Annotated in this window: 17 protein-coding genes; 9 read left to right on the top strand and 8 right to left on the bottom strand. The window is 68.7% G+C overall.

What is annotated here, in order from left to right; genetic code table 11:
* Positions 1 to 10 precede the first annotated feature (10 nt).
* Positions 11 to 850 carry a DUF4333 domain-containing protein gene (locus AC4ELS_RS27360; protein WP_463791210.1) on the top strand — a complete coding sequence of 280 codons (840 nt, stop codon included), beginning with the start codon at positions 11 to 13 and terminating at the stop codon, positions 848 to 850.
* Between the two features lie 57 nt (positions 851 to 907).
* Here AC4ELS_RS27360 and AC4ELS_RS27355 read toward each other — a convergent pair whose 3' ends face one another.
* Together AC4ELS_RS27355 and AC4ELS_RS27350 are read right to left on the bottom strand one after the other, a co-directional pair.
* On the bottom strand, positions 908 to 1,867 hold the full coding sequence (locus AC4ELS_RS27355) for a 5'-3' exonuclease (RefSeq protein WP_499050159.1): 960 nt from the start codon (positions 1,865 to 1,867) through the stop codon (positions 908 to 910).
* Positions 1,864 to 2,724 carry a hotdog fold domain-containing protein gene (locus AC4ELS_RS27350; protein ID WP_499050157.1) on the bottom strand — a complete coding sequence of 287 codons (861 nt, stop codon included), beginning with the start codon at positions 2,722 to 2,724 and terminating at the stop codon, positions 1,864 to 1,866. Before AC4ELS_RS27350 ends, AC4ELS_RS27355 begins: the two co-directional genes overlap by 4 nt.
* An 86-nt stretch (positions 2,725 to 2,810) precedes the next feature.
* On the opposite strand from AC4ELS_RS27350, the gene AC4ELS_RS27345 reads away from it, so the two are divergent.
* A complete protein-coding gene (locus AC4ELS_RS27345) occupies positions 2,811 to 3,938 on the top strand; it encodes a M24 family metallopeptidase (protein WP_499050154.1) in 1,128 nt (375 codons plus the stop codon).
* Between the two features lie 7 nt (positions 3,939 to 3,945).
* Here AC4ELS_RS27345 and AC4ELS_RS27340 read toward each other — a convergent pair whose 3' ends face one another.
* Positions 3,946 to 4,371, bottom strand: a complete 426-nt coding sequence (locus AC4ELS_RS27340; RefSeq protein ID WP_055114847.1) for a F420-dependent biliverdin reductase — start codon at positions 4,369 to 4,371, stop codon at positions 3,946 to 3,948.
* Between the two features lie 35 nt (positions 4,372 to 4,406).
* Between AC4ELS_RS27340 and dprE2 the strand changes: the two genes are divergently transcribed.
* Genes dprE2 through AC4ELS_RS27315 form a run of 5 tightly spaced genes read left to right on the top strand, consistent with a single transcriptional unit; the run spans position 4,407 to position 9,457 of the window.
* On the top strand, positions 4,407 to 5,183 hold the full coding sequence (gene dprE2, locus AC4ELS_RS27335; protein ID WP_499050151.1) for a decaprenylphospho-beta-D-erythro-pentofuranosid-2-ulose 2-reductase: 777 nt from the start codon (positions 4,407 to 4,409) through the stop codon (positions 5,181 to 5,183).
* Between the two features lie 28 nt (positions 5,184 to 5,211).
* Positions 5,212 to 6,387 carry a precorrin-6y C5,15-methyltransferase (decarboxylating) subunit CbiE gene (cbiE, locus tag AC4ELS_RS27330; RefSeq protein WP_499050148.1) on the top strand — a complete coding sequence of 392 codons (1,176 nt, stop codon included), beginning with the start codon at positions 5,212 to 5,214 and terminating at the stop codon, positions 6,385 to 6,387.
* Entirely contained in the window at positions 6,384 to 7,139 is a 756-nt protein-coding gene (gene cobM / locus AC4ELS_RS27325) for a precorrin-4 C(11)-methyltransferase (RefSeq protein ID WP_499050797.1), read from the top strand. The genes cbiE and cobM overlap by 4 nt, the downstream gene beginning before the upstream one ends.
* Positions 7,139 to 7,870 carry a cobalt-precorrin-6A reductase gene (locus AC4ELS_RS27320; protein WP_499050145.1) on the top strand — a complete coding sequence of 244 codons (732 nt, stop codon included), beginning with the start codon at positions 7,139 to 7,141 and terminating at the stop codon, positions 7,868 to 7,870. The genes cobM and AC4ELS_RS27320 overlap by 1 nt, the downstream gene beginning before the upstream one ends.
* 27 nt (positions 7,871 to 7,897) lie before the next feature.
* Positions 7,898 to 9,457, top strand: a complete 1,560-nt coding sequence (locus AC4ELS_RS27315; protein ID WP_463791202.1) for an adenylate/guanylate cyclase domain-containing protein — start codon at positions 7,898 to 7,900, stop codon at positions 9,455 to 9,457.
* On the opposite strand, the gene AC4ELS_RS27310 is transcribed toward AC4ELS_RS27315, so the two are convergent.
* From AC4ELS_RS27310 to cobG, 5 genes are all read right to left on the bottom strand, one after another.
* Positions 9,447 to 10,496, bottom strand: coding sequence for a phosphotransferase family protein (locus tag AC4ELS_RS27310; protein ID WP_064960658.1), 1,050 nt, complete (start codon positions 10,494 to 10,496; stop codon positions 9,447 to 9,449). The genes AC4ELS_RS27315 and AC4ELS_RS27310 overlap by 11 nt on opposite strands.
* Positions 10,497 to 10,516: 20 nt before the next feature.
* Complete coding sequence (locus tag AC4ELS_RS27305; RefSeq protein WP_499050141.1) at positions 10,517 to 11,155, bottom strand: TetR/AcrR family transcriptional regulator; 639 nt, start codon at positions 11,153 to 11,155, stop codon at positions 10,517 to 10,519.
* A 97-nt stretch (positions 11,156 to 11,252) separates the two neighbouring features.
* Positions 11,253 to 12,788, bottom strand: a complete 1,536-nt coding sequence (locus AC4ELS_RS27300) for a precorrin-2 C(20)-methyltransferase (protein ID WP_064880945.1) — start codon at positions 12,786 to 12,788, stop codon at positions 11,253 to 11,255.
* Positions 12,785 to 13,411, bottom strand: a complete 627-nt coding sequence (locus AC4ELS_RS27295; protein WP_498888505.1) for a precorrin-8X methylmutase — start codon at positions 13,409 to 13,411, stop codon at positions 12,785 to 12,787. Before AC4ELS_RS27295 ends, AC4ELS_RS27300 begins: the two co-directional genes overlap by 4 nt.
* Positions 13,412 to 13,420: 9 nt before the next feature.
* Positions 13,421 to 14,539, bottom strand: coding sequence for a precorrin-3B synthase (gene cobG / locus AC4ELS_RS27290; protein ID WP_498888507.1), 1,119 nt, complete (start codon positions 14,537 to 14,539; stop codon positions 13,421 to 13,423).
* A gap of 354 nt (positions 14,540 to 14,893) precedes the next feature.
* On the opposite strand from cobG, the gene cobN reads away from it, so the two are divergent.
* On the top strand, positions 14,894 to 18,544 hold the full coding sequence (cobN, locus tag AC4ELS_RS27285; protein ID WP_064881082.1) for a cobaltochelatase subunit CobN: 3,651 nt from the start codon (positions 14,894 to 14,896) through the stop codon (positions 18,542 to 18,544).
* Positions 18,545 to 18,641: 97 nt separating this feature from the next.
* Entirely contained in the window at positions 18,642 to 19,025 is a 384-nt protein-coding gene (locus tag AC4ELS_RS27280; protein WP_064880948.1) for a PPOX class F420-dependent oxidoreductase, read from the top strand.
* Positions 19,026 to 19,029 lie beyond the last annotated feature (4 nt).

Below are 19,029 nucleotides of genomic sequence, written 5' to 3'. Positions count from 1 at the left end.
AAGGAGAACCATGAGCGGACCGCAGGGACCTGACCAGGGACAACCATCGTCCGGTCAGCAGCCTGAGCCCGGGGCGGACCAGGCGGCCGGCGCCGAGGCGTGGCAGCCGCCGGCTCCCGCCTCCGAGGACGCCTCGACCAACGCTCCGGCCTGGCAGCCCCCGGCGTACACACCGCAGCAGTATCCGTCGTACCCGCCGCAGCAGGGTGGGCAGCAGCCGGACTATTCGCAGCCGCAACAGCCCCAGCAGCCGCAGTACCCCGGGCCTGAGCAGTACGCCCAGCAGCAGGCGTACCCGCAGCCCGGCCAGCAGCCTCAGTACGGCCAGGTGCCCGGTTATGGACAGCAACCCCCGTACGGTCAGCCCGGACAGCCGGGTCAGCCCGGTCAGCCAGGCCAGTTCGGTCAGCCGGGTCAGTTCGGTCAGCCTGGGCAATACGGTCAACCGGGCCAGTACGGTGCGCCCGGCCAGTTCGGTCAGTACGGCATTCCAGGTGCCGAGCAGGGCTCGAAGGCATCCCTCGGAGTGATCGGTGGCGTCGTCGGCGGCGTTCTCGCCGTCATCGTGCTGGTGGTCTGCATCCTCGGTTTCTGGAAGCCGGGCTTTTTCGTCACGACCAAGCTCGACATCAACAAAGCCCAGAGCGGCGTCGAGCAGATCCTCACCGACAAGACCAACGGCTACGGCGCCACCAAGGTCACCGGCGTCAAGTGCAACGACGGCGAAAACCCGACGGTCGAGAAGGATTCGACCTTCGACTGCGAGGTCACCATCGACGGCACCAAGCGCAAGGTGACGGTGACGTTCAAGGACGACAAGGGCACCTACGAGGTCGGTCGACCCAAGTAGGCCCTTCCGCTAGATAGGCCCCCAACGGCGCGGATCGGTGGCCGCCACCTCGCGCGATCAGCCGGGCAGTCGGTCCAGAGCCGCCTGCAACCGGCTGATCGACGAGGTCACGCCGTACGCTGCGGCCAGTTCGGCGACCCGCGCCGGGTCACCGGCCGCCAACGGCAGCTCATCGGTCGCGCCGGACAACGTCACCGGAGCGTCTGTGGCCACCCGCACCACCGGTTCGGCCGCGGCCATATAGTCGGCGGCGGCCACCAGCTTGGCCCGATGTGCTTTGGACAGTGACGATTTCGGGTCTTGAGCGGCTTCCTGGATGCCGACCAGCGAACCATGCCGGGCCAGTAGCGTCGCTGCCGTCTTCTCGCCGATCCCGGGAACCCCGGGAAGACCGTCGGACGGGTCCCCTCGCAGCAGTGCCAGCTCCGCGTATGCCGGCCCGGCCCGGTCGATAGGTACCCCGTACTGCTCGGCCACTTCCATCGGGCCGAACTTCGTCGCCTTGGCCAGACCGCGGCCGATGTAGAGCACACGGACCGCGGGGACCGGCTCATCGCGCACGAGTTGCAGCAGGTCACGATCGCCGCTGACCACCACCACGGGATCATGCTGCTCGCGGGTGGCCAGCGTGCCGAGCACGTCGTCAGCCTCGTACCCGGCCGCTCCGGCGGTCGCGATGCCGAACGCGTCGAGCAGGTTCATGATCATGTCGACCTGCGGGGTCAGATCGTCGGGGACCTCTTCGGCGTCAGGGATTCCGTCGGGCTGGGGCTCTTCGACCCGATGAGCCTTGTACGACGGCACCAGGTCCACGCGCCACTGCGGCCGCCAGTCGTCGTCGCGGCACACCACCAGCCGGCGTGGCCGCTCCCGGGTCACCAGCGTGGCAATGGAATCGAAAAACCCGCGCACCGCGTTCACCGGCCGGCCATCGGGCGCCTTGATCGACGACGGCACGCCGAAGTACGACCGGAACCACATGCTGGCGCCGTCGAGCAGCAGAACAGGGTCGCTCATCGGGTTTCCTCCATCCGACCGAAGACATAGGACGCGGCGGTGACAGCTTTGCCGTCGGCACCCTCATCGTGCAGGGTCGCCCGCACCGCGATGGTGCCATCCGCTCCGGACAGCACCTGAGTGTCGACCCGAAACGGGCCGGCCTTGCCGCGAGCCAGGAACATCACATGCGACGAAAGGCCTTGCAGTGCCTCGGTATTTGCCGCGCCAGCGGCGGCGTCGGCTGCGGCCGCCTCCAGGATCACGAACTGCGGCCCGATGTGTAGCGCGGCGTCCGGTGAGGCGACCTCGACTGCAAGTTCCGGCAGCGCCCAGTGTCCGTCGGTGCGTTTGGTCCCGCCGAACACCTGCCACAGCGGCGGCAGATCCGGACCGTCGACGATGTCGATCGGGTCCACCGGCATCTTCTCCAGACCCTCCGGTGGCACGCCGATCGAGATGCCCTGGCCCTCGGTGAGCGCGATGACCCGGTCCGGATTGTCGGCGTCGACGATCACCGACCGGCTGTAGGCCAGTTGCCTGCCCTGCTTGAGCACTTCGGTGTCCACCCGAATGCGCGTCACATCGCGCGCCGGGTCCAGCACCTGGCAGGAATGGATGACCGGATTGGGCACGGCCTCCAGATCGCTCACGCCGCCACTGTCCGGGGAAGAGATGCCCAGCACCGCGAGCAGCACCCCGCCGGTTGGGTTGCGCATGTCGCGGCGCAACGTCACCGTGTCGTCGACCGGGCCCAGATCCATCGAAGAGTACGAGCGCCCGAGGTAGCGGTAACTCAGCAGGCCGCCCCAGCGCCGGCGCAGCTCGGCAGCATAGGCCTCGGGATCGTCGGTGAGATCACGGATATCACGCAACATTCCAGCGACAGTAGCCGGTGCGAGGTGGCGCCCTGGACGGACACTCGGACGGACACCGGGGCGACGCAGCGATTAGCCTCGACCCCATGACCGTCAGCCGATTCAGCACCGATGTCTACGCCCACCGTCTTTCGGCGGCCGCGTCAGCCGCCGCGGATGCCGGCCTGGCCGGTCTGGTCATCACACCGGGATATGACCTGCGGTACCTGGTCGGCTCACGGGCGCAGACCTTCGAGCGGCTGACCGCACTGGTCCTGCCTGCCACAGGCGAGCCGACCATCGTGGTACCGCGCCTCGAGCTGGCCGCGTTGCGGGAATCTGCGGTCACCGATCTCGGTGTGACGGTGCGTGATTGGGTCGACGGCCAGAATCCCTACCAGATGGTGGCCGAGGCACTCGGCGGAACCGGCGTGAAGACAGCGGTCACCGACTCGATGCCCGCGCTGCACCTGCTGCCCCTGGCCGACCTCCTCGGGGTCGTCCCGGTGCTGGCCACCGACGTGCTGCGGCGGCTGCGGATGATCAAGGACCCGGCCGAGATCGACGCGCTGCGCAAGGCAGGCGCGGCGATCGACCGGGTGCACGCCCGGGTGCCCGACTTTCTGGTGCCCGGCCGCACCGAGGCTGACGTGGCCGCTGACATCGCCGAAGCGATTGTGGCCGAAGGGCATTCAGAGGTGGCGTTCATCATCGTCGGCTCCGGCCCCAACGGCGCCGACCCGCACCACGAATGCTCGGAACGCGAGCTGAGCGCCGGTGACGTCGTCGTCGTCGACATCGGCGGTCCGTACGAGCCCGGCTACAACTCCGACTCGACCCGCACCTACAGCATCGGCGAACCGGATCCGGAGGTGGCGCGGCGCTACGCGGTGCTGCAGCGCGCCCAGCAGGCGGCCGTCGCGGCGGTACGCCCCGGCGTCACCGCCCAACAGATCGACGCCGCCGCCCGCGACGTGCTGGCCGCCGAAGGGTTGGCCGAGGCGTTCGTCCACCGCACCGGACACGGCATCGGACTCTCGGTGCACGAAGAGCCCTACATCGTGGAGGGCAATGATCTGCCACTGGAAGCCGGGATGGCGTTCAGCGTGGAGCCCGGCGTGTATTTCCCGGGGCAGTGGGGCGCGCGGATCGAGGACATCGTGGTGGTCACCGAAGACGGCGCAGAATCGGTCAACAACCAACCGCACGACCTCGTCGTGGTGCCGGTGAACTAGCCGGGAACTAGCCCTCGCTGCGGTCCAGCAGCTCCGAGGAGCCCAGCACGCGCTCGATCCGTACCTCGATCACCACACGGCGGGGATTCACTCGCGGGGTGCGGTAGCGCTGGGCATACCGAAGCTCGGCGTCGCGGACCGCGTCGGGCTCGCTGCTCACGGTGGACTTGCCCTCCAGCGACAGCCAGCGCGCACCGTCGACCTGGCTGAGGACTGCGATGCCACGCTCGTGCGCGTTCACCGCCTTCTGCGAACCACCGTTGGTGATGACCCGCGCGATGTGGGTCTTCGGGTCGAAGGTGAAACCCACCGCCACGACGTGCGGGGAGTTGTCCGAGCGCAGCGTGGTGAGCATCGCCAGGTGACGTTCGGTGAGGAACGCCAACGCTTCGCTGGTGAGCTTGGTGGTTGCCCTGCCACGAGATGTAGCCATCGGGGTCCACGCTAGCGCAGGACATAATCGCTGCCATGGAGGACACAGCAGACACGGCCGGGATTACCGGCACGAATCCCCGTGTCGTGGTGATTTTCGGGGGTCGCAGCGAGATCGGCGCCGAACTCGCGGTGCGGCTCGCCGACGGAGCGGTCGTCGTGTTGGCCGCCCGCCGCGCCGATCAGCTCGACGATCAGGTCACGGCGGTGCAGTCGGCCGGTGCAGCGGCGGTGCACACCGTCGAGTTCGATGCCGACGACGTCGCCGGTCACACCGGCGTGGTCGAGGCGATCGACGCCGCGCACGGGCCGATCGACACCGCGGTGCTCGCCTTCGGGGTGCTGGGGGATCAGGACCGCGCCGAGACCGACCCGGCCCACGCCGTGGCCGTCGTACACACCGACTATGTCGCCCAGGTGGGGCTGCTGACCGTGCTCGCGCAGCGCATGCGTCCCAGGGACCGCGGCCGGCTGGTGGTGTTCTCCTCGATCGCCGGCGCCCGGGCCCGACGTGCCAACTACGTCTACGGTTCGGCGAAGGCCGGCCTCGACGCGTTCGCGAGCGGGCTGACCGACGCCCTGCACGGAACCGGTGTGCACCTGCTGATCGTGCGGCCCGGGTTCGTGATCGGCCGGATGACCGAGGGCATGGACCCGGCGCCGTTCTCCAGCACCCCGGCCCAGGTGGCCGAGGCCGCGGCCAAGGCGCTGCACAAGGGCAAGCGCGCAGTGTGGGTGCCGTGGGTGATTCGGCCGATGATCTTCGTGACGGGGTTCGTGCCGCGGCCGATCTGGCGCAAGATGCCGCGATGAGCCGCTTGCGCGAAGAGAGAAGGCCCCGATGACGATCACGGTGGTCGGCATCGGGGCCGACGGGATGGCCGGGTTGTCGGCGACCTCGCGTGACGAGTTGGGACGGGCCACCGTCGTGTACGGCTCACCACGGCAACTGGAGCTGCTCGACGACAGCGTGACGCGGGACCGGCGCGAGTGGCCGTCGCCGATGCTGCCCGCGCTGCCGACGCTTTTCGGTGACGCCGATGTGCATGTGGTGGCGAGCGGGGATCCGCTGCTGCACGGCATCGGCGCGACACTGATCCGGTTGTTCGGCGCGCAGCGGGTCCGGGTGCTGCCGCACGTGTCGAGCGTGACGCTGGCCTGCGCGCGGCTGGGCTGGACCGTGCCCGACACCGAGGTGATCAGCCTGGTCACCGCCCCACCGCACACCGCGGTGCGCCGTGGCGGCCGGGCGGTGGTGCTGTCGCGCGACGCGCAGACTCCCGCCGCGCTGGCTCGGCTGTTGAGCGAATCCGGCCGGGGGGATTCGGAATTGACCGTGCTTGAGCAACTGGGCGGGCCGGGGGAGCGCCGCCACGACGGCCTCGCCCGGGACTGGGCGACGACACCGCCGGCCGGAATCGACGACCTCAACGTGATCGCGGTGGCCTATCTTCCCGACGAGCGCCGGGCTCAGGCGCTGCCGGACGAGGCGTTCGCCCATGACGGCCAGCTGACCAAGCAGTCCATCCGAGCCGTCACCCTGGCCGCACTGGGACCCCGGCCCGGGGAACTGCTGTGGGATGTCGGCTCGGGCTCAGGCAGCATCGCGATCGAATGGTCGCGTAGCGCAGTGGGATGCACGGCGATCGCATTCGAGCGGGATGAGCAGCGACGTGACCGGATCATGGGCAACGTCACGGCGTTCGGGGTCCGGGTGGACGTGCGCGGTGGTGCGCCCGAGTCGCTCGACGGTGCGCCCGATCCTGACGTGATCTTCATCGGCGGCGGCGTCACGCAGCCCGGGCTACTGCAGGCGTGCTTCGACCGGCTGCCCTCAGGTGGGCGCCTGGTGGTCAATGCCGTCACGCTGGAATCTGAAGTAGTTGTCGCGCAATGGTATTCGAAGGAAGGCGGCGAGTTGCGGCGTTATCAGCACTACCAGGGCGGTGCGATCGGCGAATTCACCGGCTGGCGTCCTGCGCTGCCGGTGACCCAGTGGGCGGTGGTCAAGCGATGACGGTGTACTTCATCGGCGCCGGCCCCGGCGCGGCCGATCTCATCACCGTGCGCGGCGCCAAGCTGCTCGGTAGCTGTCCGGTGTGTCTGTACGCCGGATCGATCATGCCCGACGATCTGCTGGCGCTGTGTCCGCCCGACGCCAAGGTCGTCGACACCGGTCCGCTGAACCTGGACCAGATCATCGACGAGTTGGTGGCCGCGGAGCACGCGGGTTTCGACGTGGCCCGGCTGCATTCCGGCGACCCGTCGATCTACAGCGCGCTGGCCGAACAGTGCCGCAGGCTCGACGAACTGGGCATCGGGTACGAGATCGTGCCCGGCGTACCGGCATTCGCCGCGGTGGCCGCCGCCCTGGGGCGCGAACTCACCGTTCCCGGCGTGGCCCAGACCGTCACCTTGTCCCGGGTGGCCACCTTGTCCACGGCGATGCCCAACGGTGAGGACCTGCGCACGCTGTCGGCCCCGGGCGCGACGTTGGTGCTGCACCTGGCCGCCGCCCAGATCGACAACATCGTCCCGCAGCTCCTCGACGGCGGATACCGACCCGAAACACCCTGTGCGGTGGTGGCATTCGTCAGCTGGCCGCAGGAGATCGTGCTGCGCGGCACGCTCGCCGACATCGCCGAGAAGATGCACGCCGCCGAGGTGACCAAAACCGCGGTCATCGTCGTCGGCGATGTCCTTGCCGCGGAAGGGTTCTCCGACAGCTACCTGTACTCGTCGGATCGGCGCCGCCGGGCCACCCACTGATGAAAGTCCTTCTGCTCGGTGGCACCGGCGAGGCGCGGGCCCTGGCCGCCGTTCTGCACCCAGACGTGGAGGTGATCAGCTCGCTGGCCGGGCGGGTCCCCGACCCGGCGCTGCCGGTCGGTCCGGTACGCATCGGCGGGTTCGGCGGTGTCGAGGGTATGCGGCGATGGCTGGTCGACGAGGGTGTCGAGGCGGTGGTCGATGCCACCCATCCCTTCGCCGCCACCATCACCGCGCATGCGGCACAGGTGTGCGCCGAAGTCGGCGTGCCGCATCTGGTCCTGGCCCGGCCGGCCTGGGCGCCAGGATCGGCGATCGTGGTGGGATCGGACACCGAAGCCGCCGAAACCGTGACGGGTAACGGCTATTCACGGGTCTTTCTCACCACCGGCAGATCCGGCACCCGGGCGTTCAAGGACGTCGACGCCTGGTTCCTGATCCGCGCCGTCACCCCGCCCGACTCCGACACGCTGCCTGCCGATCATGAACTGCTGCTGTCCCGCGGTCCGTATGACTACGACGGGGAACTGGCGCTGCTGCGGGAGCACCGCGTCGATGCGTTGGTGACCAAGAACAGTGGCGGCGCGATGACCGAGCCCAAACTGCGGGCGGCCGAGTCGGCGGGCGTGGCGGTGGTGATGGTGGACCGTCCGGCACTCCCGCCCGGCGTGCAGACGGTCGCCACGGTCGAGGAGGCTGCGAGCTGGGTTAGGGCCAAAACCGCAGGCTGAGGTGCCCTGCAGCAGTAGGCTCCGAACGTGGCGGAGACGTCATATGCATCGTGCGGCGGTCTGAGTCTCGCCTACCAGGTATTCGGAGACGGGCCCGTCGACCTTGTCTACGCCGGTTCGTTCGTCAGCCATCTGGAGCTGTTTTGGACGATGCCCGAGTTCGAGGCCTTCATGGAGCGGATCTCGACGTTCTGCCGCGTCCTGCTGTACGACAAGGCCGGCGTCGGGCTGTCGGACCCCGTCCCGCAGGTACGCACGCTTGACGAACGGGCGGCCGAGATCGAGGCCGTGATGGATGCCGCAGGCTTCGGCCGTGCCGTGCTGTTCGGGTTGAGCGAGGGCGGACCCGCGGCGATGCTGTTCGCGGCGACCCGGCCCGAACGGACCCAGGCCCTGATCCTCGCCGGCACCTTCGCGTACTTCGGTATCACCCAGTGGGCTGACTTCGACCGTGACCCGTCCGAGCTGCACGCCCGGATCTTGACCGAGATGGGCGAGGAATACACGCCCTCGACCCGGCAGCTGGCCACCTTTCAGGAGTTCGGCCGCGCCAGCACCTCGCAGTGGGGCACCGGTGCGGCCCTCAAACTGCTGCTCCCGGACGCCGGTTCGGTGCGCCAGCTCGGGATGGTCGAGCGGATGAGTGCCAGCCCGGGAATGGCCCGGGCCACGCTGGGGGCACTGTTCCGGATCGATGTGCGGTCGGTCCTGTCGACGATCACGGCGCCGACTCTGGTCATCCACGCCACCGGCGATCTGGTCCCGATCCAGGGCGGGAGGTATATCGCCGCCCGCATCCCGGGTGCGCGGCTGTTGGAGGTGGACGGCACCGACCATGCGCCCTGGATTGCCAACCCCGACGAGATCACCAGCGAGATCGAGGGATTCCTCACCGGCAGCCATGCTGCACCGTCGCAGTCCCACCGGGCGCTGCGCACGGTGCTGTTCACCGACATGGTGGCCTCCACTCAACACGCCGCGGCCACCGGTGACGAGCGGTGGCGGGCGGTGCTGCATCGGATGGGGGAGATCACCACTGACCTGACCGGGAGATTCGGCGGTGTCGTGGTGAAGAGCACCGGTGACGGACACCTCGCCACATTCGACGGGCCCACACAGGCGATCCGCTGCGCCGAGGCGCTGCGCGATCAGACCGAGACCATGGGCATCGAGATTCGCGCCGGCATCCACACCGGCGAATGCGAACTGCTGGACGGCGATATCGGGGGAATCGCCGTCCACATCGCGGCGCGCATCCTCGGGTTGGCCGGCGCGGGGGAGATCCTGGTGTCGAGCACCGTCCGCGATCTCGTCGTGGGTTCGGGAACCGGCTTCCAGGACCGCGGCGACGTCCAGCTGCGTGGGGTGCCGGGCACCTGGCGGCTCCTGGCGGTCGATCGCCACGGTGCGCGGGCCGGAACGCCCGAAGCGGAGCTGTCCTCGGTGCCCACGCCTGGTCCGAGGCCCACGATGCGTCGATCGGACCAGGCCATGGCGGTGATGGCACGGCGGATGCCTCGGATCGTGCGGGGGATCGCCCGCGTCACCCCTGGCACCCGGGTCACGGGACCGCCGGTCAGGCGTTGATCAGGTCGAGCGTGCCGAGTTCCCGGATGGCCTGGCAGCCGCGCTGTGCCATCACCACCATCATGTCGTCGCCGCGCTCGGTGGAGCTGGCGAAAGCGGTGCCCAGCACAGTGATCAGCGGCGCCTGCAGCATGCCCAAACGGTAATCCTGCCAACAGGTTTCGCGGTCATAGTCGGTGACGCCGTGTGACAGCAGCCGGTCGTGGTAGGCCGTGACGAGGTCGGATTCGGCTGCAGCCCGGACGGTTGGATCCAGGCTGGTTGCGGTGAAGTACGACAGGTCACGAGCGGGCAGGCCAGAGCCGAGAGTCTGCCAGTCCACCACGGTGATCCGGGTACGGTCGGGGTCGAACAGCATGTTGTCAAGGCGGTAGTCACCGTGCAGGATCGCGAACCGGTCGGGTTCGGCCAACAGCCACGGGGTGACGACCGACATCGCAGCGCGCATGGTGTCCTGGTCCTCGGTGCTCAGGCGTGCGCCGATCTTGTCCAACGTGATGTCGGCGGCCATCTTGGCGACGTCACCGAAACCCTTGGCGGAGTCGGGTTCCGGCTTGGGCATGGCGATACCGGGGAAGTTGGCCCACCGGGGGTCGGCCCACGTCGGACCGTGCAGGTCGGCCAGTGCCAGGACTGCCAGCGTGGCCTCGGCCGGTGTGCAGCCGGCGATCTGATCACCCTGCTCGGCCGGCGCCATATCGGCCAGGAGCAGGACGAAATCGGCTCCCTCTCCGGCGATCTCGCAATGGTGGCAATGTGGGACCGGGATCTGTACATGGTCGGCGACATTGGTGTAGAACGCGTGCTCTGACCGGTACCCGATGGTGACGCGGTCGCGCACCGTCTCGTCCTGCGATGGCAGCTTGACCGCGAACGTACCCGGAAGGGCGTCGTCGTCGCGGTAGGTGACCGACACTCGGTAGGTGGCACCGGTCTGGCCCGTGCCGATCGGTGCGGTCTGTACCGAATCCACTTCGGCGCCAAGGACCTTCGACAACCATCCGGCGGTCACCTCGGCCGGTTTGCCCGGGATGGACATGGGGATCGAACCCGCGGCGGTCACCGAATTGTCCCGTAGATCGAGCCCATCCACATTGCCTCAGCACCTTCCGATAGTTGTTGTCGCGACAGCGGTCCACCCAGGACGAATCGTTCGACCAGTCGATCGTTGAACTCGATCAGCAGGCTGGCGAGCACCACCGGATCGGCCCCGTCGGGCGCACGGCCTGCGGTGCGCTCGGCGGCGATCACCGCGGAGACGGTCGGGACGAAGGACTCGCGCGCCTGGTCCCATAGATCGCGAACCGCCCCGCTGGACCCCCGCGCCTCCAACATCGCTTGCACCAGGTAGCGATGATCGTCGGCTGTCCGCAGCACGGCCTCGATGGTGTCGTGGACACGGTCTCGGGGCGGCCGGGTTGCGTCGGCCAGGATGTTGTTGGCGGCGAACAACGCGTCGTACATGGGCTCGACCAAGGCGGCGACGGCGGCTGCCTTGTTCTCGAAATAGAAATAGAACGCTGATCGACCCACCCCGGCCTGGCGCGCCACCCCGGCGATGTTCAGCGCGTCGAACCCGGTCTTCTGCAGGTGCTCGTTGAGCGCCTCCAGGATTGCGGTGCGGCGCTGATCACTGCGTTGCGGTTGCCGACGGTCGACCGGTGACCGTGCGGGTGCGCCCTGTGGTGCCGTCGGCATGGTGGCCGGCCCTCCCATTTCGAACGGGTGTGACGCCGGACACTATCGGTCCTACTGACAGCTGTCAATGAATCTCGACGCGCGTCAGTCGATGAGGTCAGCCGGGGTACTGGCGCGGGGTGAACACCCGGTCCTCGGTGGTGTCACCGGCCGCCGAGCCGGTGTACCACTGCGTCTGAGACGAGCCGATGATCAACATGGTGCGCATGTCCACCTGGGCCGGATCCAGATCGGCGAGTCGTACGACGGACACCCGTTCGCCCGGGCCCGGCTCGGCGCCGGAGACGGCCCGTGCGACCACCACCGGGGTACTCGGATCGCGGTACTCCAGCAGCAACTCGCGCATGGCGCCGACCTGCCAGGTCCGCGTCTTGGAGGCGGGGTTGTAGATCGCCAGCGCCAGATCGGCCTTGGCCGCGGCGGTGAGACGCTCGGCGATCACGTCCCACGGCTTGAGCCGGTCGGACAGGGAGATCACCGCGTAGTCGTGGCCGAGGGGGGCGCCAACCCGGCTGGCGACCGCCTGCGCGGCCGTCATCGCGGGGATCACCCGGACCTCGACGCCGGGCCACTGCTTGGCTTCCTCGAGCACCGCGGTGGCCATGGCGAACACGCCCGGATCGCCGGAGGACACGACCGCAACCGTCCGGCCCTCCTGAGCCAGCTTGCAGGCCAGCTGCGCGCGGGCCGGCTCGTCGGTGTTGTCGCTGGGGTGGTGGTGCTGCCCGGCGCGGGCGCCGACACGATCGAGATACGGGCCGTAGCCGATCAGATCAGTGGCGGCGGACAGTTCACGGCGGCTCTGCGGCGTCATCCAGTCCGAGTCGCCCGGTCCGAGGCCGACGACCACGACACTGCCCTGAGGTGTGGTGGAACGTGACCGGCCGGGCACCATGGCCAGGGAGAAATACGGCACCTTGACGTCCGTGCCGCCTTCGCCGCCCACCTCGCCCGCCGGCGAAACCCGCTGCCGATCGGTGCTGGCCCGCTCGACGTAGTACGCCTCGTCGAGCCGTCCGGTCGACTCCAGGGCTTCCCGTACTCGGGTGTAAGACCGGCCCAGCTTGAGCACGACAGCGGCGTCGGTGTCGGCCAGGCGGCGCTCCAGCTCTGCGGTGGGCAGCGTGCCGGGCAGGATCGTCAACACGTCGTCGCCCTGCACCAGCGGAGTGCCCGTGGCGGCCGAGGCCGCGCTCACCGAGGTGACGCCGGGAACGATGACGGCGTGGAATCGCTCGGTCAGCCGGGTGTGCATGTGCATGTAGGAGCTGTAGAACAGCGGATCGCCCTCGGCCAGCAGTGCCACGTCGCGGCCGGCCTCCAGGTGGGCGGCGATGCGCTCGGCCGCGGCGGCATAGAAGTCTTCCATCGCGCCGACGTACCCGCCGGGATGCTCGGTGGTCTCCGTGGTGACGGGGTAGACCAGGTGTTCTTCGAGCTGACCTTCGCGCAGGTAGGGCTCGGCGATGCCCCTGGCGATGCTGTGACCGTGCTTGGCGCTGTGGTAGGCCACCACGTCCGCCGCACCGATCAGGCGGGCTGCCTTGACCGTCACGAGCTCGGGATCGCCCGGGCCCAGCCCGACGCCGTACAGGGTGCCCCGGGTTTCACGTTCTGACGCCGTTGTGCTCACTCGCGCTCACTCGCAATCGAATTGACGGCGGCCGCGGCCATGGCGCTGCCACCGCGCCGGCCGGTCACCACCAGATAGGACATGCCACGCGGGCGCTCGATCAATTCCTGTTTGGACTGCGCCGACCCGACGAAGCCGACGGGTCCACCCAGCACCGCGGCAGGGACGGGCGCACCCTCGTCGAGCAGTTCCAGCAGCCGGAACAGGGCAGTCGGTGCATTGCCGATCGCCACCACCGCGCCGCCGAGGCGGTCGGCCCACAGGTCGACGGCGGCCGCCGACCGGGTGAAACCCAACTTCGCCGCCAGCTCCGGGGCGCGGGGATCGGCCACCAGTGAGATGACCTCGTTATCGGCGGGCAACCGTGAACGCGTGATGCCCGCTGCGACCATCGACGAGTCGCACAGCACCGGCGCACCCGCGGCCAGCGCGGCATGCGCCCTGGTCACGACGTCATCGGTGTAGGAGACATGGTCGGCGACATCGACCTGACCGCAGGTGTGGATCAGCCGCACCACCACCCGTGACACATCGTCGGGGAAGCGCGACAGGTTCGCCTCGTCGCGGATCGTCGCGAATGACTGCCGGTAGATCTCGGCGGCGTCACGGATGTAGTCGAGCACCCGCATACCCTACGGGGGCGTGATACGCAGCCGGTATCCGTCCTCGGTGGCGATCAGGACCTCGGCGGTGGGTGGGCTGCCGCAGGCCCGCTCACAGCCCACGAAATGCCGGTGCGACTCCGTGGGGGTGTCGACCGCCTGGGCCGCGTCGGCGCGCACATCTGCGATCGACTTGGCGCATCCGGGGCTGCCGGTGCAGGCGCTGATCCGTAGCCACGACGAGTTCTCGTCGAATACGAGTCCCAGTGGCGCGAGCACACGAAGCGACATGTCGGCTTCACCTTCGCCGACGTCGCACACCAGCACCGAGCGCCACGGGGTGATCACCAGTGGCGACTCGATCGCGGACAGGAAGTGGGCGGTCCGGGCCTGCAACACACCCAGGGGCAGTCCGGCGCCCAGCGTGATGCGGCCGTCGTTCTGCGGTATCCATCCGACGGGTGGTTGGACTGTCGGCGGCCAGGTGGCGCCTGCCGGGGCGGAGACGGTCATACCGTCCAACAGCGCCGAGTGATCGTCGAGTTCGGTTATCCGCCAGGCCTTTCCACGGATGTCGAGGAACCGTCTGGCCACCTCGACGAGGGTGGTCGTCGCGTCACCGGTTTCGAGTCGTACTCCGGTGTCGCGCCCCGCCAGCAGCAGTGCGCACGTGCCGTCGTCCAGTGCGTGCACCCCGGTGTCGGCGTCGATCCCGGACACGTCGCCGCGGCCGTCGTCGAGGCTGAACCAGAACCTGCCCGGCAGTCCGGCCAGAGCCGGGTCGGCCTGGATGGCGTCGTCGAGTTCGGTAACCAGCGGGCGGACGTCGATGATGCCGCCCGAACGGCCGGACAGGGGCGAGGCGACGATGTTGCGGGCCCGTTCGTGTGTCGGCGACGGCAGCAGTCCGGCGTCGGCCAGCGCGGTGGCAGCGCCGTCGGTATCGGTCAATGCCCGGATCTGGATGTTGCCGCGAGACGTGAGTTCCATTGCCGGCGAGCCGAACTGCTCGGCGACCTCGGCCAGCGCGGTCAGTTGGGCGGGTGTGATCATCCCGCCGGGGAGCCGAATCCGCACCAGGGCGCCGTCGGCGGCCTGGTGCACCGTCAATGCGCCGGGGCAGGCGTCGTTGTCGCGGGTCCTGGTCATCTCGCAGTCCATCCTACTTTCGGCCGGTGTTGTGACATCCGTCATAGGTGCGGAAACCTGTTCGGTCGCTTACAGATCGGCCATTTTCCGCGCCGCCGGACGTACCGTTTAGAGGAATTTCCGGGACCACCGGTACCGGGAAGTTGAACAGCTTGACAGAGGTTCAGACGAAAGGAGTGATCCATGCTCGCCTTCGGTGCATTCGCCGTGCTCGTGCTGGTGCTCGTTGCGACGCCGGGCCGGCCGTACCGGCAGTCGTGGCACGACCGGTTCGGTGAAACTCAACCCTGAACGTTGCTGATCCGTACCGCACCGGCTGCCCCGATCGGGTAGCCGGTGCGGTACGAATGTGGGGTGTCCCACCCTTCTGACGCCGCCGCCGCGACCGCCGCAAACGATGCCACTACGCCCACCGTCCTGCTGCTGTCGACCTCGGACACCGATCTGATCACTGCCCGCGCCAGCGGTGCGCGGTACCGCTGGGCGAATCCGTCAAGGCTGGTCACCGGTGAGCTCGAGGAGCTCCTGGAGGGCGCCGACATCGCGGTGATCCGGATCCTCGGTGGGTACCGGGCCTGGCAGGACGGCATCGACACCGTGGTGTCGAGCGGCCTGCCCACCATCGTGGTGAGCGGTGAGCAGTCGCCCGACGCCGAGCTGATGGGGCATTCCACCGCCCCGCAGGGTGCGGCCCTGCAAACCCACATCTACCTGGCCCAGGGCGGGCTGGAGAACCTCGGGAACCTGCATTCCTTCCTGTCCGACACCTTGCTGATGACCGGATTCGGCTTCGCGGCGCCGGCGAGCACCCCGAGTTGGGGCGTCCTCGAGCGCGCCGCCACCGAGGCCGCCGGCCCGACCGTGGCAGTCCTCTATTACCGCGCCCAGCAACTCGCCGGAAACACCGGCTACGTCGAGGCATTGTGTGACGCCGTCGAGCAGGCCGGCGGCCGGGCACTGCCGGTGTTCTGCGCCTCCCTGCGCACCGCCGAACCCGAACTCCTCGAGTTGCTCGGCACCGCCGATGCGCTTGTCACCACGGTGCTCGCTGCCGGTGGCGCCACTCCGGCGACAGTCGGTGCCGGGGGTAACGACGATTCATGGAACGTCGCTCACCTTGCCGCACTGGATATTCCGATCCTGCAGGGCCTGTGCCTGACCAGTTCACGGGATCAGTGGTCGGATAACGACGACGGGATGTCGCCGCTGGACGTGGCCACCCAGGTCGCCGTTCCCGAGTTCGACGGGCGCATCATCACGGTGCCGTTCTCCTTCAAGGAGATCGACTCCGAAGGGCTGATCTCCTACGTTGCCGATCCCGAGCGCTGCGCGCGGGTGGCGGGCCTGGCCGTACGGCACGCTCGGTTGCGTGCCATCCCGGCCGCGGAAAAGCGGGTGGCCGTGATGTTTTCGGCCTATCCCACCAAGCACGCCCGCATCGGCAATGCCGTCGGTCTGGATACCCCGGCCAGCGCGGTCGCACTGCTGCGCACCATGCGCGATGCGGGTTACGACATCGGTGAGGCCACCGCACCCGGCGACCTCGCCACCATCGTCGACTCCGGCGACGGAGATGCCCTGATCCACTCGCTGATCGAGCGCGGCGGTCAGGACCCGGACTGGTTGACCGACGAGGCACTGGCCGCCAACCCGATTCGGGTTCCGGCCAAGGATTACCGGGCCTGGTTCGCCACGCTGCCCGCCGAGCTTTCCGATGCCGTCGTCGAGCACTGGGGCCCGCCACCGGGGGAGCTGTTCGTCGACCGCAGTCGCGATCCCGACGGAGAGATCGTCATCGCGGCCATCCAGGCCGGCAACGTGGTGCTGATCGTTCAGCCGCCGCGCGGCTTCGGGGAGAACCCCGTGGCGATCTACCACGACCCCGACCTGCCGCCCAGCCACCACTACCTGGCCGCCTACCGCTGGCTGGACAAGTCGTTCCCGGGTTCGTTCGGTGCGGACGCCGTGGTGCACCTGGGCAAGCACGGCAACCTGGAATGGCTGCCGGGCAAGACGCTCGGCATGAGCGCGGCCTGCGGCACCGACGCCGCCCTCGGGGACCTGCCACTGATCTACCCGTTCCTGGTCAACGATCCAGGGGAGGGCACCCAGGCCAAGCGCCGGGCGCACGCCACCCTGATCGATCACCTCATCCCGCCGATGGCTCGTGCCGAAACCTACGGCGACATCGCCAAATTGGAGCAACTGCTCGACGAGCACTCCACCGTCTCGGCCCTGGACCCGGGCAAGCTTCCGGCCATCCGCCAGCAGATCTGGACGTTGATGCGCGCCGCCAAGATGGACCACGACCTGGGGTTGGAGGACCGCCCCGACGAGGACGTGTTCGACGACATGCTGCTGCACGTCGACGGCTGGCTATGCGAGATCAAAGACGTCCAGATCCGCGACGGCCTGCACGTGTTGGGGCAGAAGCCCAGCGGTGAGGGCGAACTCGACCTGGTGTTGGCAATCCTGCGGGCCCGGCAGCTGTTCGGCGGCGAGCAGACGGTTCCCGGGTTGCGTCAGGCGCTGGGCCTGACCGAGGACGGCAGTGACGACCGGGCGGCCGTAGACGCCGCCGAGGCCGGCGCGCGTGAGCTGGTCGCCGCGTTGCAGGAATCCGGTTGGGACGTTTCTGCGGTGGAGAGGATCACCGACAATCCCGAGGTGGCCCGCATCCTGCGCTTCGCCGCGACCGAGGTGGTGCCCCGGTTGGCCGGCACGGCTTGCGAGATCGACCAGGTGCTGCGCGCCCTGGCCGGCGGCTTCATCGCCTCCGGGCCGTCCGGCTCGCCGTTGCGCGGCCTGGTCAACGTGCTGCCCACGGGGCGCAACTTCTACTCGGTGGACCCCAAGGCGGTTCCGTCGCGGCTCGCGTGGGAAACCGGTGTGGCGATGGCGGATTCACTTCTGGACCGCTACCGGACCGACTACGGTCGCTGGCCGCAATCGGTCGGGCTGTCGGTGTGGGGCACCTCGGCCATGCGCACCGCCGGCGACGACATCGCCGAAGTGCTCGCACTGCTGGGAGTGCGGCCGGTGTGGGACGACGCGTCCCGCCGCGTGGTCAACCTGGAGCCGATCGACCTGGCAGAACTCGGCCGGCCGCGCATCGACGTCACGGTGCGGATCTCGGGGTTCTTCCGCGACGCCTTCCCTCACGTGGTCACCATGCTGGACGACGCCGTGGCGTTGGTGGCCGGCCTCGACGAGTCAGCCGAGGACAACTACGTGCGCGCCCACTCGCAGGCCGACCTGGCCGAACATGGTGATCAAAGACGAGCCACCACAAGAATTTTCGGCTCCAAGCCGGGAACCTACGGGGCCGGTCTGCTGCAGCTGATCGACAGCCGCAACTGGCGCGACGACGCCGACCTGGCCGAGGTGTACACCGCCTGGGGTGGATTCGCCTACGGTCGCGGACTCGACGGAGCCCCCGCCGCCGATGACATGAACCGGGCCTACCGGCGAATCGCGGTGGCGGCCAAGAACACCGACACCCGCGAACACGACATCGCCGACTCCGACGACTACTTCCAGTACCACGGCGGGATGGTCGCCACCGTGCGGGCACTGACCGGACAGGCCCCCGCGGCCTACATCGGTGACAACACCCGCCCCGATGCCGTCCGCACCCGGACGCTGTCGGAGGAGACCAACCGCGTGTTCCGGGCCCGGGTGGTCAACCCGCGGTGGATCACCGCGATGCGCCGGCACGGCTACAAGGGCGCCTTCGAGATGGCGGCCACGGTCGACTATCTGTTCGGCTACGACGCCACCGCGCACGTGATGGCCGACTGGATGTACGAACGGCTCTCGGCCGAGTACGTACTCGACGACGAGAACCGCAAGTTCATGTCCGAATCCAATCCGTGGGCGCTGCACGGCATGGCCGAGCGCCTCCTCGAGGCCGCGGGGCGTGGCATGTGGGCCCAACCCGAGCAGGCCACCCTCGACGGGCTCCGGCAGGTGCTGCTGGAAACCGAAGGCGACCTCGAGGGCTGACCGCGCCGACTCTGCGTCCAGGGCGCACCGTTCTCGCACATTTGCGCCCTGTTCGCAGAGTCAACGTCCGCTGACCTGTTGGCTTAGATTGGGCAGCATGGCTCTCACCTTCGCCGATGTCGCCAAGGCCAACTACGTTCTGCTGACCACGTTCACCAAGGACGGGCGGCCCAAGCCGACCGCCATCTGGGCCGCGCCGTCACCGGACGGACTGGTGGTGATCACCCAGGAGTCGTCCTGGAAGGTTAAACGGATCCGTAACACGCCGCGGGTCACCGTGGCGGCGTGTGACGTGCGCGGCAATCCGAAGAGCGAGGCGGTCGAGGCCGTCGCCGAGATCCTGCCCAAATCGGCCAACGGCGCCACCTACGACGCGATCGGCAAGCGGTACGGCCTGCTGGGCAAGACGTTCAACGTGTTCTCCAAGCTGCGCGGCGGCATGCAGAACAATGTTTCGCTTCTGCTCAAACCGGTGAATTGAGTCC

It is taken from the genome of Mycobacterium shunyiense (assembly GCF_058270035.1).
This window is presented reverse-complemented; position numbering and strand designations above follow the sequence as displayed.

Bases quoted from the DNA above. Each gene is read 5' to 3' on its own strand.
- AC4ELS_RS27360 (WP_463791210.1), top strand. From the start codon at position 11: ATGAGCGGACCGCAGGGACCTGACCAGGGACAACCATCGTCCGGTCAG.
- AC4ELS_RS27355 (WP_499050159.1), bottom strand. From the start codon at position 1,867: ATGAGCGACCCTGTTCTGCTGCTCGACGGCGCCAGCATGTGGTTCCGG.
- AC4ELS_RS27350 (WP_499050157.1), bottom strand. From the start codon at position 2,724: ATGTTGCGTGATATCCGTGATCTCACCGACGATCCCGAGGCCTATGCT.
- AC4ELS_RS27345 (WP_499050154.1), top strand. From the start codon at position 2,811: ATGACCGTCAGCCGATTCAGCACCGATGTCTACGCCCACCGTCTTTCG.
- AC4ELS_RS27340 (WP_055114847.1), bottom strand. From the start codon at position 4,371: ATGGCTACATCTCGTGGCAGGGCAACCACCAAGCTCACCAGCGAAGCG.
- dprE2 (WP_499050151.1), top strand. From the start codon at position 4,407: ATGGAGGACACAGCAGACACGGCCGGGATTACCGGCACGAATCCCCGT.
- cbiE (WP_499050148.1), top strand. From the start codon at position 5,212: ATGACGATCACGGTGGTCGGCATCGGGGCCGACGGGATGGCCGGGTTG.
- cobM (WP_499050797.1), top strand. From the start codon at position 6,384: ATGACGGTGTACTTCATCGGCGCCGGCCCCGGCGCGGCCGATCTCATC.
- AC4ELS_RS27320 (WP_499050145.1), top strand. From the start codon at position 7,139: ATGAAAGTCCTTCTGCTCGGTGGCACCGGCGAGGCGCGGGCCCTGGCC.
- AC4ELS_RS27310 (WP_064960658.1), bottom strand. From the start codon at position 10,496: ATGTCCATCCCGGGCAAACCGGCCGAGGTGACCGCCGGATGGTTGTCG.
- AC4ELS_RS27305 (WP_499050141.1), bottom strand. From the start codon at position 11,155: ATGCCGACGGCACCACAGGGCGCACCCGCACGGTCACCGGTCGACCGT.
- cobG (WP_498888507.1), bottom strand. From the start codon at position 14,539: ATGACCAGGACCCGCGACAACGACGCCTGCCCCGGCGCATTGACGGTG.
- AC4ELS_RS27280 (WP_064880948.1), top strand. From the start codon at position 18,642: ATGGCTCTCACCTTCGCCGATGTCGCCAAGGCCAACTACGTTCTGCTG.